The sequence below is a fragment of the Thalassobacillus pellis genome (assembly GCF_016908295.1).
Lineage (GTDB): Bacteria > Bacillota > Bacilli > Bacillales > Halobacillaceae > Thalassobacillus > Thalassobacillus pellis.
In genome coordinates this window covers 850,641-864,943 of record NZ_JAFBDO010000001.1, presented here as the reverse complement: position 1 = coordinate 864,943, position 14,303 = coordinate 850,641, and the positions used below count along the sequence as shown (strand labels likewise).

Here is a 14,303-nt window from a genome sequence, read left to right as displayed (position 1 = left end):
ATTCTAAAAATCACTGTTGTTGTTCAATCTCTGGTCTTATATATTCTAACACGCGCTCGGCAATAAGTTTATACCCTTTTTGGTTCGGGTGAAAATGATCTTCCCACAAAAGGTCTTCTTCCGTAGTCAAAAATAAATCATTAATTGGAATGAAGGTGGCATTATCATACTTTGCAACAGTATTTCTGCCTATTTGATTCCAATCATCCATTATCTGTCCCATTTCCGGGATATAATTGAAATAACCGGCAAATGGATTGAATAGACCGATCAAATAGGTGTGTACATCTGGATTCTTATCATAGATGATTTGAAAAATCTCATTCAGCCTCTGTTTATATTCCTCATGCACTGCAACGAAATCACCGTAATCGAGATCATGAAAATTGTCCTTCACTACAGCCATTACATCATTTGCACCGATGGTAATCATTATAATGTCTGCCTCCTCAATTGATTCAGACATTTCTTTTCCCTTCATACGTTCAATCAATTGGTCTGTACGATTGCCTCTTTTACCATAGTTTTCAATATTAAAATCCGGATTAGTTTCATCGTCAGTAAGTGTGTTTTCGAGGATACCGACATACCCACCCTGTTCACTTTCATCTCCGACACCCTGCGTCAAGGAATCACCTATCGCTACAATCTTTAAATCTTTTTTTATAAATAAATCAACGGCGCTTTCCAATACGCTCGTAACTGCCTTTTTGATCCCTTGCCCGATGGACGCATCGCCATTATCTGCGCTTTCATCTTTTTCCGGCTGGCTTTTTTCTTTTTGTTCCTCTTGTTTTTTTTGTTCAGCCTCTTTGTTTTCTACTGCTTGTTCCTGGGGGGGCTGCTCCTTATCATTATTATTAGACGTATCATTTAGAGAAATTGTTATAATAAAAAAGCCTGTAAGTATTATTACGGCTGAAATGATTATGATAGACAATTTATTGTTCATGTGTATCACACCTGTTATTTTCAAAGTTACTACTATTATATTGTTAAAGAGCCTTTTAGGAAATTAATTCGTCTTTCTATAAGCCCAGAATAACGTTAAGTCAGGAAGGTCTGAAGCTTCTTCAACAAAAAAGGTTGGATAATACACTTTAGTAATGAACAACGTGGAACCTAGTATGCAACAAACCTGTTATCTAAATCATTCGAATACTAATGGGAAAAGCTGACTGTAATTAACGACAATAATCTATTATAGGGAAGAAAAGGTGAAATAAATGGCCCATATGAAAATTTCCGTTCGTTCGCTAGCAGAATATGTTTACAGGGCTGGAAATATAGACAATCGGTTTCGTACAAGCAGTTCGTTGACTGAAGGAACTGCCATCCATCAGATGATCCAAAAAAAGTATAAAGATGAAGATGAGAAAGAAGTTTTTCTGAAAACCGATTTTCACGTAGAAGGTTTAACGCTAACGGTCCATGGTCGCTGTGACGGCTTATTGAAAACACCGGGTGGAGTAATGATTGATGAAATTAAATCTACTTCACAGCAGCTTGATGAAATACAAATTGACAGCAGTCCCGTCCATTGGGCGCAGGCAAAAGGTTATGCTTATATTTATGCTTATGATAACCAATTAGAGGAAATTAATGTTCAACTTACCTATGTGCAAAAAGAAACAAAAGAAAAACAGAAATTCCTCCGAAAATTCACCCTGTCAGAGCTCGCCGTCTTTATGGAGAAAATGGTCAATGACTATGTTTCTTTCGGGAATGTTTTAGTGAGAATGAAGGAGGAAAAATCCACATCGCTGAATGGTTTGGATTTCCCATATGAAAGCTATCGAGCTGGTCAGAGAAAGCTTGCGGGTTCCGTTTATAAAACGATTACAGAAAAAAAGGATCTCTATGCCCAGGCACCAACTGGGATAGGGAAAACTATTTCCACTTTGTTTCCAGCTGTAAAAGCAATGGATGATACAGAAACGGAGCGAATCTTTTATTTGACTGCCAAGACAATTACCAGGATGACAGCAGAAGAGGCGCTGGGTTTGTTGGAAAGGCAAGGGCTGCGTATGCGTTCCGTAACGCTGACTGCCAAAGATAAGATATGCTTCAAAGAAGAAACCATCTGCCAACCAGAATACTGTGAATTTGCAGAGGGCTATTATGACAGGGTTAACGGTGCAATGATTTACATTTTATCCAATGAAACTCAAATGACCCGTTCAGTGGTGGAGAGATATGCACGGAAACATCGTATTTGCCCTTTTGAATTTTCCCTGGATCTTGCTTATCAGGTAGATGCAGTCATTTGCGATTACAATTACATATTCGACCCTCGAGTATCCTTGAAAAGGCTGCTGCAGGAAGATCGGAAAAACACTGTCCTGCTGGTAGATGAGGCACATAATCTGGTGGAACGATCACGTGAGATGTATTCAGCGGAGATTTCCCAGGCTCCATTTGCCGATTTGAAGAAACGTTATGAAGATAGCGTAGATATTCATGCAGCTGCAATAAGGTTGGAGGAGGAGCTTACTGCAATTAAGAACCAGTTTAAAGGAGCAGAAAGCTTTGAATTGGTGGAGATGCCAGGAACACTTGAAGAGGCAGTCGATTATTTTATCACAAAGGCGGAGAAGGAGCTGCAACAAGAAGAAAAGGTGGAAGAGGATGGTAACGACCTGCTATTAGAAACATATTTTGCAGCCCAGAATTTCATGAAAATAATCCAGTTGATTGATGATACGCATGTAGTATACGGAGAAACGGTCAACGGCTATATCAGGATAAAGATTTTTTGCGTGGACCCTTCCCATTTGTTGAAACAGGTAAGTAAAAATTATCGAACGGCTGTCTACTTTTCAGCAACTCTATCTCCGTTTGCTTACTATAAAGATATGCTGGGGGGAGAGAAAGAAGATTATATCTTACAACTGCCTTCCCCATACGTAAACGAGCAAATGGAAGTAACAATACATCCAATTTCTACCAGATATAAGGATCGTGAACGGACAAGCTCAGAATTAGCCCGAATATTATATGAACATGTACAAATGATGAAAGGAAATTACCTGTTATTCTTTCCTTCCTATCACTATATGGAGCTCGTCTATCAGGAATGGATTAAGGTGAAAGGGAACAACAATTTCCATACAATCATCCAGAGCCGGGATATGTCGGAAGAGGAAAAGGATGATTTCCTGGCAAGCTTCCAGCCAGATAGTGAACTGCCATTAATCGGCTTTGCTGTACTCGGAGGAGTTTTTTCGGAAGGGGTCGATTTAAGGGGGGACCGGTTGAACGGTGTTGCTGTAATAGGGATAGGGCTTGCACCCCGCAGCTTCGAGCGTGATTTGATAAAAAGATATTTTAACCAAATCGGTAAAGGCGGCTATGATTACGCTTATGTATATCCCGGCATGAATAAAGTGCTTCAAGCTGGTGGCAGACTGATAAGATCCGAAAAGGATTATGGAAAAATTATGCTCATCGACGATCGTTTTTTAAACAGACAATATAAAAGACTGCTTCCTGATGAATGGAACCATTATAATGTCGTTCCTTATAAATAAATGACATTATTTCCGGGGAAATAATGAAAATTGTTGAAAAGCCAGTGTAATTTGCGCTGGCTTTTTTAATTTCAAAAATTTTAACGAAAGTTGCTCTTTTATGGCATCAAACAGAGAAACAACTCCAGATCATGTATATCCAAGTCTCCCTTAATTCTCCGCTATTTTTCTAAAATCTAAAGGCAAGACAACAAATTCCTTTCAAAAATGTTTCAATCTTGCAATATAAGGAAAATAATCACTATATTGGAAACTCATAGCAATAGGAATGGTCCAATCACCCCCCTAAAAGTAGCAGGTGATTGATGGCAGCATTCATGACATAATTGACTGGAGGGGTAAGATGTCGGAAAGTAAAGCGAAAAACCGCTGGCTCATTGCTGCTTGCGCAGTTGGTATCCATATTTCTATAGGCTCTGTGTACGCGTGGAGTAATTTTACGAATCCTTTGATTGAAAAGTTCGGATGGTCATCTAGTCAAGTGCAGTTTACATTCAGTCTTGCTATACTCTTTTTAGGTTTGTCTGCAGCCTTTTTAGGCTGGTTTGTTGAAAAGTATGGGCCTAGAGTTGCAGGGATTACAGCTGCCATTTTTTTTGTAATTGGAGTTTTTGGGTCTGGATTTGCGGTTCAACTAGGCTCACTATGGATGCTTTATGCCTTCTATGGGGTTCTTGGAGGGATAGGCCTTGGGGTAGGATATATTGCCCCCGTTTCAACTTTAGTAAAATGGTTTCCTGATAGACGCGGCCTTGCAACTGGTATGGCTATCATGGGATTTGGTTTTGCGGCAGCGATCTCAAGTCCGGTGATGGATTATTTGATAGGTGCGACAAGTATTGCTGTAACGTTTTATATTTTAGGCGCAAGTTATTTTATTCTCATGATTTTGTCCTCCCTTTATCTTTCCAAGCCCCCGGAAGGATGGAAGCCAAAAGGTTATGAAGGAAATACAGGGGAGAGCAATAAGAAAGACCTGGCCTATATGAAGGCAAAAGAATCGTTGAAAACAAAACGTTTTTACTACCTTTGGACCATGCTTTTCATAAATGTTACATGTGGAATTGCAGTAATTTCTGCTGCAAAGCCTCTGGCAGTCGAAAGTGTAGGGATGAGTACTGGGGCTGCTGCTACTCTTGTCGGTGTTATGGGAATCTTTAATGGAGCAGGGAGAATCGGATGGGCAAGTGCATCCGATTATATTGGAAGATCTACTACCTATTTAATATTTTTCGTATTGCAAATTGGCTTGTTTCTACTCCTCCCTTGGACTACTATAACAGCGTTATTCGTTATTTCGCTTGCTGTTATTTATACTTGCTATGGGGGAGGATTCTCCACACTTCCAGCTTTCATTGGGGATGTATTCGGAACCAGGGAGCTTGGAGCTATCCATGGATATCTTCTAACTGCCTGGGCGGCTGCAGGTCTTGTAGGTCCGATCTTTGCGGCATGGATGAAGGATACGACTGGAAGTTATGAAAATAGTCTTATCTTCTTTGCAGGTCTTTTTATACTCGCATTAGTGGTCTCTATCCTTACAAAAGCGGATATTCGCAAAAAGAAAAAAGAGAACAGAGAGAATAATCGGGCAATTAGTTAGTAAGCTTAAAGGGATTGGACCAAAAGGCCTCTTTTGAAATGAAAAACCACGTAGAAATTGATTTTTCTTCGTGGTTTTTTTGTATGTAAAATAAGAGAGTTTTTGCATTGTTGATTGCCAACTTGGACAGGAAAACGAGGATGTCCTCAACGGGGAAGGCAAGGCTGAAGTGACACAGAAGGGAGAAGCCCGGACTGTAAGATTAAGGAATTTGTCAATAGGTGTTGAAATAAGGGTTAACAAATGTATAATAAAAGACGTGATTGATTTTTCAGAAAAATAAAAATTTAAGAGAGGCGGCTAATTTAACATGGGAGAAATTTTATCACCAATTCTTGATTTCCTGAACAATATTCTCTGGTCTTACGTTCTTATCGGAGGCTTGATCGGCCTGGGAATCTATTTCACGATAGGATCTCGGTTCGTTCAATTCAGGTTTATTGGCGAGATGGTAAGAGTATTAACAGAGAAAACGGATTTTAGGGATGGCAAAAAGAACATTTCCCCGTTTAAATCTTTTTGTGTGGGGGCGGCCACGCGTATTGGTACTGGTAACCTTGCGGGTGTAGCTGTTGCAATTACATTAGGCGGCCCAGGTGCTGTGTTTTGGATGTGGATCGTAGCACTGCTTGGGGGAGCTACGGCGTTCATTGAAAGTACACTGGCCCAGGTTTATAAAATTAAAGACTCGGATGCTTTCCGTGGAGGCCCGGCTTACTATATCGAAAAAGGGCTGAAAAAGAGATGGCTCGGTATTGTGTTCGCAGTTTTGATAGCGGTTACATTTGGTCTTATATTTAATTCTGTCCAGAGTAATACCATTTCATTAGCATTTGAAAACTCCTTTGGAGCAAACCGGGTGATAGTAGGTCTTGTACTTACTGCTTTGACTGGACTTGTCATTTTTGGCGGAGTTCACAGGATTGCTAATCTGTCCAGTGTTATCGTACCAATCATGGCAGTACTGTATCTGGTACTTGCTGCTGTGGTTCTGATAATTAATATTGGAGAACTTCCGGCAATCCTGAGTATGATCTTCAGCCATGCTTTTGGTTTGGAACAAGCTGTCGGCGGTGGTATTGGTGCCGCTATTATGAATGGTGTCAAACGTGGTTTGTTTTCTAATGAAGCTGGTATGGGTAGTGCGCCAAATGCTGCTGCCACTTCAACTACATCACACCCGGCTAAACAGGGTTTGATTCAGTCGCTTGGTGTATTTGTTGATACAATTTTCGTTTGTACAGCGACTGCGTTTATCATTTTGCTTGCTCCTGTATTTCAGACTGGAAACGTATCAGGTATTGAACTCTTGCAGAATTCCCTGGACTCTCATATCGGCGTGTGGTCCAGCTTCTTCATCTCCGTTGCGATTTTCTTGTTCGCATTCAGTTCTATCATCGGTTCTTACTATTACGGTGAGACAAATATAGAATTTATAAAAGAAAGCAAAAATGCAAAACTTGCATTTCGAATTGCGACGATGGTGTTTGTATTTATTGGTTCAGTAGCAAGTCTGGGTCTGGTTTGGAAAATGGCCGATTTGTTCATGGCATTGATGACTGTCATCAACCTGATTGCTATTGGATTGCTTGGAAAAGTGGCATTTAAAGTGTTAAAGGATTACGAAATACAGCGTAAGGCAGGAAAGAATCCTGTTTTTAAACCTTCAGAGCTCGACATTGATAATACCGAAGCTTGGGAAGAAGAGGAAAGTGAAAAGAAAAGTGCTGTCGGTTAATATGCTGTATTAAAATGCAAATATATTTTGGGAAAGAGTCTGGTATTTGAATTGCTCCTTATTTTTCAGGCCGGTGCCTGATCTTGGAAGGGGAATTTAAGTGCCAGGCTTTTTTATTGAGAAAATGTACTTCCTGTTTTTCTGAATTCTGCTATGATCATAGTAGTCTGTTAATTTGGAAATTTTTGAAACCTATTCATTCTTCTGCCGTACAAAATAAAGATGGGAGAATAGGATTATCGGGGAGGAAGCGAAAAGAATGAGCTTAGCAAAGCGTCTGTATTGGATTTTGCCGCTAATGATCGTATTGGCTGGCATAGGTTTATTGTTTTATGAAAACCTCAAGAAAGTTAAAGAGCCTCCTGATGAGGGCATAAGCAGAGAGTTGAAACTAGGGGAAAGCCAGCTTGCCAATGCACCTGCCATTTTTTCAAAAAACGATTCATATATATTAAGTTATTTTGATGATGAGAAATTAATAGAGAAAATATACACAAAAAGTTGGGATCTGGATTCGGAGCAGACTCATGATATCCCTTTTAACAAGTGGTCACGAGTTTATAATAACGGGGAGACGCTTCTATATACGGATTATTATGCTTTATATCTTGGCAGTACTGATAAAAAAATTTCAGAAATTGATGATTTTTTTCCGCTCCAAAATCGTGTTCTCTTTCTTGATAACCACAATATGTACCGACTTGAACCCAACACACTGAAAACCCAGAAGGTTTTATCCCTTGAAGAAGGACAGAAACGGGTATTTGTCGAGCAGATAGATTCAAAGACATATATTTTAGTGTATTATCCTGGAAGAAAGGGACATTTAATCAAACTTTATCGTGCTGACACACAAAGTGAAGCAAAATTAGTATCGGAGAACATATATCCAATCAGTACGACAGAAACTTTTAAAGATCTTAGTTTCGATGTGAATCATAATGCATTTGCCGTGATTTTTAGCACAATTCAAAAGCAAGGCGGAAAGACTGTCAATGCCCAATATTATACCTACCACCCTTTCAAGAAGAAAGAAGCACCTGCTGTGAAAACATTACAAGCGAAAGATCCATTTAGTGGAAGTCAGTTGGAAGGTTGGGAGGATATCGAATTAAAGCTTAATGGAAAAGAAGCCGATATACTTTTTGCCTCCCACGGCTTTACCGAGACAACATACAGCGAAGCGAAAGCAAGCAATATTTACAGACTGCATGTGAGCAGCAGCGGGCAGGAAATCACTCGGATCAGCAATACGCCAAACCGTTCGATGCAGCCAATGTTTATCGATAAAGGAACGGTTCTTTGGCTCGATGTACACGGGGACGAAAAGCAAATAAATCTGGCGTCCAACAGGGAAGTGATCATCCAGAAAGCCGATAACTATACTTCCGGTCACTTTATCTCAGCTGCCGGTAAGTCTGTGGGCATGCTATCTTATGCATTTTTTACGATATTTCTTACACTTATGTGGTATATCTGGCCATTTTTGTTCATCTTATTGATGATGGTTGTAAATAATAATGCTCTCGAAAGAGGAGAGTCGTGGATCATGTATCTAAGTCTCTTTATATATACCATCCCGATAGTATTGTTAGACGATTTGTTGTTCACAAATAAATTATTGGCTGCAGCCCCGGCTTACATGAGTTTTCAGGGAAGTTCCTGGCTGTATATTCTTGGGTTTGGCGCTCTGGCCTACCTCATCATGTATCTGGGTACAAAAAGTAAGGAGTGGGGACTTGTAGTGCGGTTTACATATTTTGTTGGCTGCCATGTACTGTTACTGACCTTTTTCATCGGACCTTATCTTATCCAGTAAACATCAATGCAAAAAGCCAGGGGGACAATTGATTTGATCCCTGGCTTTTGTTTTTAAACGTGCTTCTTTAATCTGTTCACTTCGTTTCTTAAATCTTCCAGTTCATCTAAGAGCTGCTCAATCATCCTATCGCTATGATTCAACTCTTTATCGAGCATTATCAAGGCATCTTCCTCCCAAGTAAAAGGATCTCCTTTTTCAGGTGTAATCGGAAGATCTTCGTATACTTCACCTTCCACTTCCTCATTCGGTTCAAAATATATCACCACTTCACACCCGGAATCACCGAGAGCGATTTGTTTCTGAAGTTTCACTTTAGCATAACCGAACTTTCTTGCGGCAATTCCGCCAAAAACACTTGAGGTCATCATACAGAGGTGGGGCGCTTGCTGTACTTCCTTCCCAAACGGGCATTCCGTCGCTTTTACAATGACATGGTCAGTGTGTATTTCATCTATTTCAAAGTGTCCGCCAATGGAATTTTTTATATCAATTATGACATTAGCGTAATCATCCAAGGTCCACGGTTCTGGGATATAATCATAGAAATTTTCAAACCATTCCCCAGTACGAATACCAAGCTGGCGGATGTATTCATTAGCTACGGGTCCTGCGGTTTTTTGATGGATATGGGCATATTGGGAAATTAATTTTGCAAGAAACAAGCGGCTATCCAGTTTTTTTGAATTTGAACTAGATTTCATACGAGTCCTCCGCCTTTCTGGGCTGCTATTTGTATTCCTTTAAATCTAATAAACTAATACCCGTTTTACATGGTGCAAAACGCATGATAAGGAACAATGAGTGATAATCTTTCTCCAAGTTTTCTAGGTTTTACATGAAAAGGTATTAAATTGGAACTGTCCGCCCACCCTGCTAAAATAAGGATATATAATAACTGTCTAGGAGTGTGGCTATGAGGATACTAAGGATTTTTTTGTTATTTTTTTTGTTGGCAATGGTCAGCGCGTGCAGTAAAGCGGATGAAGCTCCCTCGAAAGATAAGAATCAAAACAGCTCTTCCAAGGATGCAGAACCAGCTACGGTCCAACAAGAGGAAACACTTGTCACCAACCTAAGGGTGCCTTGGGATATTGAGGTGGCCGAGGGAACATTTTTCATTTCAGAACGAAATGGTAATATCGTCTCGTGGCAGCCTGGTGAAAACAAGGAACGAATGGACGTACATGTACGAAAACCCGTCCTTCAACGAGGGGAAGGTGGATTTCTTGGTCTGAAGCTGCACCCTGATTTTGAGAAAAATGGACAAGCTTTTGCCTATCATACCTATGAGGAAAATGGGGTAACGAAAAATCGTGTCATCTTACTGCAAAAACAGGGCAATTCATGGCAGGAAGTAAAAGCTCTGCTGGAAGGAATTCCTGGAGCGAATTTTCATAACGGCGGTCGTCTGGAAATTGGTCCTGATGGAAAATTGTACGTAACTACTGGAGATGCCCTTGAACGGCCACTGGCACAAGATAAGAACAGCCTTGCAGGAAAGATACTGAGGATGAATCTTGATGGTTCTGTACCGGACGATAATCCTTACCCAGGATCGTATATTTACTCGTACGGACATCGTAATCCTCAAGGAATGGCATGGACAGAAGACGGAGTCATGTATGCCTCAGAACACGGACCGGACGCCCATGATGAAATTAACCGTATTGAAAAAGGTAGTAATTATGGATGGCCGGAAATCTTGGGGGACGAAACCCAAGAGGGTATGGTAAGCCCGCTATACCAGACAGGTGAGGATACGTGGGCACCGTCAGGTATTGCAATCCATGAAGCTGATATGTATATCGCAAGCTTGCGTGGAACAGCAGTAAGGAGGATGAACTTGGAGAATAATTCGCCTGAAATAGTGACTGATCAATATGGAAGAATACGCGATGTAGAAATAGTGGATGGGACTCTTTATTTTCTCACCAACAATACAGATGGGAGAGGTAACCCGACTGAAGAAGATGACAGGCTAGTGAAACTGCCTATAGAAAGTTGACATTAAGCGGGAATATCCCGCTTTTTTTACATTATAAGAAATTTCAACTTTGTTAAAGATTAAAATATATATAAAACTTAGTTTTTCGCCATAAAGACCTGGCGACAAGTCTGAATTATATTTATAAATTGTGATGCCAGTTAGCAGTGGAATTCATCCAGCCGGAGCGCCTATCCTCTCGATGTCCTAAACTTATGCTCTCTGTGCCAAAGAATTCCACGGCGAGGCATAGTATAAACCGGGGTCTAGGCGCTTCCCTTTTTCTGAATTGCAACAATCTATTCTTCTGTTATGAACTTCCCATGCACGAAAGTCATGATTGCAAACAGGAAGAATGAAATCATCAGGATGGAACCGCCGACAATGAAAAAGACTAAATTGAATGTTTCCGACCCGGCAAACGGTTGGACATAATACAGCCACATACCTGCTGTCAGCCCGATAGAGCCAATAAAGGCAGTCCATACGTGAAAAGTGGCGAGCTTTGAGGTTTTCGGTATCTGAAAAACTTTATAATATATAGCAAAGGCAAACAATGACAACCACCCGACGACTAGAATGTGGGCGTGGACGGCTCGAAATTCATATCCGCCTGAGCCAGCCATGTGAGAACCTATGAAAGCACCAATCAACGCATAGATTGCAGAAACTCTGATAAAAAAACGTGTTCGATCCATTTTTCCCCTCCTATGTAATTAGAACTTACCGACGACGACCCTCCCATTATATAAGAAAGTATATAGACTGAAAACAAATGTAACAAGAATGTCGAAAATGTGACTGAATTTCGGTAACCGGTTTCAGTCATTGGAGAAATCATGAAAAACATGTTAGGATGCTATGGGTTGTAGAATTTTTATTTTTGACAAATTAGGCTATCATAACGTTAAAGATTATACAGATAAAAGGAGTGGGAAGATGGAACAGCGCTTAGAAAGATTTTCAGCTGCTATGAAAGAGCAGGGGATTGATGCAGCATTTATCAATTCAACAGAAAACTTTTTTTACTTAACCGGATTTCACACAGATCCTCATGAACGCTTACTAGGTTTGCTGGTATTCCCGGATTCAGAACCAATCGCCATTGTACCGGGTATGGAAAGTGGTCAGATTCGCAATTCAGGTTGGAAACATGAAGTGATAGGCTACGGTGACCACGAGAATCCGTGGGACAAGATGAAGGATTCCCTGGCTAAGAAAAGCATCGCGGAAGCAAAGCGAATCGGCCTGGAAAAAGAGGTTCTTTCTTATGGCCGCAGTGAATCACTTATGTCACTATATCCAGGAGCAGATGTTGCTGATGTTGCCGGTATATTGAACGACATGCGCGTCGTCAAGGATAAAGAGGAAGCAGAAGTTATCCGAAGAGCTGCGAAACTTGCCGATTACGGTGTAGAAGTAGGCGTGAAAGCATTGCGGGAGGGCATCAAGGAAATGGAAGTCCTCGCTAAAATCGAGTATGAGCTGAAGAAAAAAGGCGTTCGCGAAATGTCCTTTTCTACGATGGTCCTGTTCGGGGAAAAGTCAGGACAGCCTCATGGAAATCCAGGGGACCGCACCCTGAAAAAAGGCGATTTTGTCCTGTTTGACTTAGGGGTAGTACTTGATGGCTATACTTCAGATATTACTCGTACCTTTGTTTTTCAATCAGTAAGTGAGGAACAGAAAGAAATATACAACACTGTATTGAAAGCACAGGAAGGGTCACTTGAACTGTGCAAGCCTGGAACACGTATCGGTGACCTGGACCAAGTTGCACGGGATATTATCGAGCAAGCCGGATACGGCGATAAGTTTCCGCATCGTATCGGACATGGGATGGGCATCAATGTACATGAGTTCCCTTCCATGAGCCATTTGAATGACGGAAGGCTGCAAAAAGGGATGGTATTTACACTCGAGCCAGGCATTTATGATCCTGATGTTGGCGGCGTACGAATTGAAGATGATGTCCTGATAACAGAGGATGGTTACGAGACACTGACGAAATTCCCGAAAGAACTACAAGTCATCGAATAATTTTTAAAGGCCAGACACTCACGCAAATGTGAAGTCTGGCCTTTTTATATTTGTCTAAGTAATTATAAAATGATGTTTGCGGATAACCCTCTATTGCGGGCTTCATCAAGCTCTAGTGACTGTCCCCTCGAGGTCTTAAGTCAATCGTTTCTATGACAAAAACCGTCACGGCGAGGATTTCCTTAAGCTTGTCGGGGCAGACAAGACGCTTGCGCTTTTGTTCTACTTTAAGAAAATTTAACTTTGTTAAAGGATTAAAGTATAAGCAAAACTAAGGCTTTCGCCATGAGGGCTTGGCGACTAGCCAAGTTTTTCTAATCAATCTTTACCGTTTGTTGCTGCCATCAGTGCTTTTATGGTGTGAAGACGGTTTTCTGCCTGATCAAAGACAAAGGAATGCTTGCTTTGGAATACTTCATCTGTCACTTCCATTTCCGTTATTCCGAATTTTTGGTGAACGTCCTTGCCGACTTGTGTATGGAGATCATGGAACGCCGGCAGGCAATGGAGGAAAACAAGGTGGTCATTTCCTGATGTTTCCACCATCTTTCTGTTCACCTGGTAGGGAAGGAGCTGTGCAATTCTTTCCGCAAACTTTTCTTCTTCCCCCATAGATACCCACACATCCGTGTAGATGACATCCGCACCCGGCACAGCATCCGCTATCTTCTCTGTAACCATGATATTTCCGCCAGATTGCTGAGCTTCCTCGGTGGCATAGGTGATGATTTCCTTTGAAGGAAATAGTTCCTTCGGGGTGCAAATACGTATGTCCATACCTATTTTCGCTCCGCCAATCAACAGACTGTTCGCTACATTATTCCTTCCATCGCCAGTAAAAACCAGTTTCACGCCTTTTAGTTTTCCGATTTGTTCCTTAATTGTGAGAAAATCGGCCAGTACCTGTGTCGGGTGGTATTGATCGGTCAATCCATTCCATACTGGTACTCCTGCATGTGCCGCAAGTTCCTCCACTGTTTCATGATGGAAGCCGCGAAACTCAATTCCATCAAACATCCTTCCTAATACAGCAGCGGTATCTCGGACGGATTCCTTTTTTCCAAGCTGGATATCGTGCTTCCCTAAATATTCCGCATGGGCACCCAAGTCCGAACAGGCGACGGTAAATGCACATCTTGTACGTGTAGACGGCTTTTCGAATAATAATGCAATGTTCTGACCTGAAAGATAACGGTGAGGAATCCCTGCTTTTTTCATGGATTTTAAATAGCCCGCAAGCTCAATCAGGTAATGAATTTCTTTTTCACTAAAATCCTTCAATGTCAAGAAACTTCTTCCGCTTAAATTAGCCTTCGCAGAATCGATCGTCGTCATAGTCGCTTCTTTTTCCAACAATGCATGCTTTCTCCTCTCTTTAAAAACAGTAATGTTTATGAAGACTGAAAAGTATTTAAGTATAAATATGCGATAAAATGTATAATAACACATTATTCAGTTTAGTGGAATGCTATTTTTTGAATTTTTTTGAAAAAAGCTATGTCCGCTGGTAAAACTTTTTCTACCGCTGATTTTCCGGAGCAGCATCCAATTTTATGGATCATCCATTTTTTGGTTCTCCCGGGGTT

Annotated in this window: 10 protein-coding genes; 6 read left to right on the top strand and 4 right to left on the bottom strand. The window is 40.9% G+C overall.

Annotation, left to right across the window (positions count from 1 at the left end):
• Window positions 1-10: 10 nt before the first annotated feature.
• Window positions 11-952, bottom strand: coding sequence for an SGNH/GDSL hydrolase family protein (locus JOC33_RS04075; protein WP_205091116.1), 942 nt, complete (start codon window positions 950-952; stop codon window positions 11-13).
• A gap of 274 nt (window positions 953-1,226) precedes the next feature.
• On the opposite strand from JOC33_RS04075, the gene JOC33_RS04070 reads away from it, so the two are divergent.
• The 4 genes from JOC33_RS04070 to JOC33_RS04055 all read left to right on the top strand — a co-directional run bounded on the left by JOC33_RS04070 (window position 1,227) and on the right by JOC33_RS04055 (window position 8,690).
• Window positions 1,227-3,530: an ATP-dependent DNA helicase gene (locus tag JOC33_RS04070; protein WP_205091115.1), complete on the top strand. Its 2,304-nt coding sequence runs from the start codon at window positions 1,227-1,229 to the stop codon at window positions 3,528-3,530.
• 343 nt (window positions 3,531-3,873) lie between these two features.
• Entirely contained in the window at window positions 3,874-5,133 is a 1,260-nt protein-coding gene (locus JOC33_RS04065; protein ID WP_205091114.1) for an L-lactate MFS transporter, read from the top strand.
• A gap of 310 nt (window positions 5,134-5,443) precedes the next feature.
• On the top strand, window positions 5,444-6,871 hold the full coding sequence (locus JOC33_RS04060) for an alanine/glycine:cation symporter family protein (RefSeq protein ID WP_205091112.1): 1,428 nt from the start codon (window positions 5,444-5,446) through the stop codon (window positions 6,869-6,871).
• 259 nt (window positions 6,872-7,130) lie between these two features.
• Entirely contained in the window at window positions 7,131-8,690 is a 1,560-nt protein-coding gene (locus JOC33_RS04055) for a hypothetical protein (RefSeq protein WP_205091110.1), read from the top strand.
• A 53-nt stretch (window positions 8,691-8,743) separates the two neighbouring features.
• Here the strand turns inward: JOC33_RS04055 and JOC33_RS04050 are convergent, their stop codons facing one another.
• The gene (locus JOC33_RS04050) at window positions 8,744-9,394 is read right to left on the bottom strand and encodes a methanogen output domain 1-containing protein (RefSeq protein ID WP_205091109.1); all 651 of its coding nucleotides are present in this window, start codon (window positions 9,392-9,394) and stop codon (window positions 8,744-8,746) included.
• A gap of 212 nt (window positions 9,395-9,606) precedes the next feature.
• On the opposite strand from JOC33_RS04050, the gene JOC33_RS04045 reads away from it, so the two are divergent.
• Window positions 9,607-10,698 carry a PQQ-dependent sugar dehydrogenase gene (locus tag JOC33_RS04045; RefSeq protein ID WP_205091108.1) on the top strand — a complete coding sequence of 364 codons (1,092 nt, stop codon included), beginning with the start codon at window positions 9,607-9,609 and terminating at the stop codon, window positions 10,696-10,698.
• 278 nt (window positions 10,699-10,976) lie between these two features.
• Here JOC33_RS04045 and JOC33_RS04040 read toward each other — a convergent pair whose 3' ends face one another.
• Window positions 10,977-11,375, bottom strand: a complete 399-nt coding sequence (locus JOC33_RS04040; RefSeq protein WP_205091107.1) for a hypothetical protein — start codon at window positions 11,373-11,375, stop codon at window positions 10,977-10,979.
• Between the two features lie 241 nt (window positions 11,376-11,616).
• Here JOC33_RS04040 and JOC33_RS04035 point away from each other — a divergent pair, with 241 nt between their 5' ends.
• On the top strand, window positions 11,617-12,717 hold the full coding sequence (locus tag JOC33_RS04035; protein ID WP_205091106.1) for a M24 family metallopeptidase: 1,101 nt from the start codon (window positions 11,617-11,619) through the stop codon (window positions 12,715-12,717).
• 318 nt (window positions 12,718-13,035) lie between these two features.
• Here the strand turns inward: JOC33_RS04035 and argF are convergent, their stop codons facing one another.
• Window positions 13,036-14,052, bottom strand: a complete 1,017-nt coding sequence (gene argF / locus JOC33_RS04030; protein ID WP_239534023.1) for an ornithine carbamoyltransferase — start codon at window positions 14,050-14,052, stop codon at window positions 13,036-13,038.
• Window positions 14,053-14,303 lie beyond the last annotated feature (251 nt).

Coding starts and splice junctions, on each gene's coding strand:
- JOC33_RS04060 (WP_205091112.1), top strand. CDS start 5,444: ATGGGAGAAATTTTATCACCAATTCTTGATTTCCTGAACAATATTCTC.
- JOC33_RS04050 (WP_205091109.1), bottom strand. CDS start 9,394: ATGAAATCTAGTTCAAATTCAAAAAAACTGGATAGCCGCTTGTTTCTT.
- argF (WP_239534023.1), bottom strand. CDS start 14,052: ATGACGACGATCGATTCTGCGAAGGCTAATTTAAGCGGAAGAAGTTTC.
- JOC33_RS04055 (WP_205091110.1), top strand. CDS start 7,131: ATGAGCTTAGCAAAGCGTCTGTATTGGATTTTGCCGCTAATGATCGTA.
- JOC33_RS04040 (WP_205091107.1), bottom strand. CDS start 11,375: ATGGATCGAACACGTTTTTTTATCAGAGTTTCTGCAATCTATGCGTTG.
- JOC33_RS04045 (WP_205091108.1), top strand. CDS start 9,607: ATGAGGATACTAAGGATTTTTTTGTTATTTTTTTTGTTGGCAATGGTC.
- JOC33_RS04035 (WP_205091106.1), top strand. CDS start 11,617: ATGGAACAGCGCTTAGAAAGATTTTCAGCTGCTATGAAAGAGCAGGGG.
- JOC33_RS04065 (WP_205091114.1), top strand. CDS start 3,874: ATGTCGGAAAGTAAAGCGAAAAACCGCTGGCTCATTGCTGCTTGCGCA.
- JOC33_RS04070 (WP_205091115.1), top strand. CDS start 1,227: ATGGCCCATATGAAAATTTCCGTTCGTTCGCTAGCAGAATATGTTTAC.
- JOC33_RS04075 (WP_205091116.1), bottom strand. CDS start 952: ATGAACAATAAATTGTCTATCATAATCATTTCAGCCGTAATAATACTT.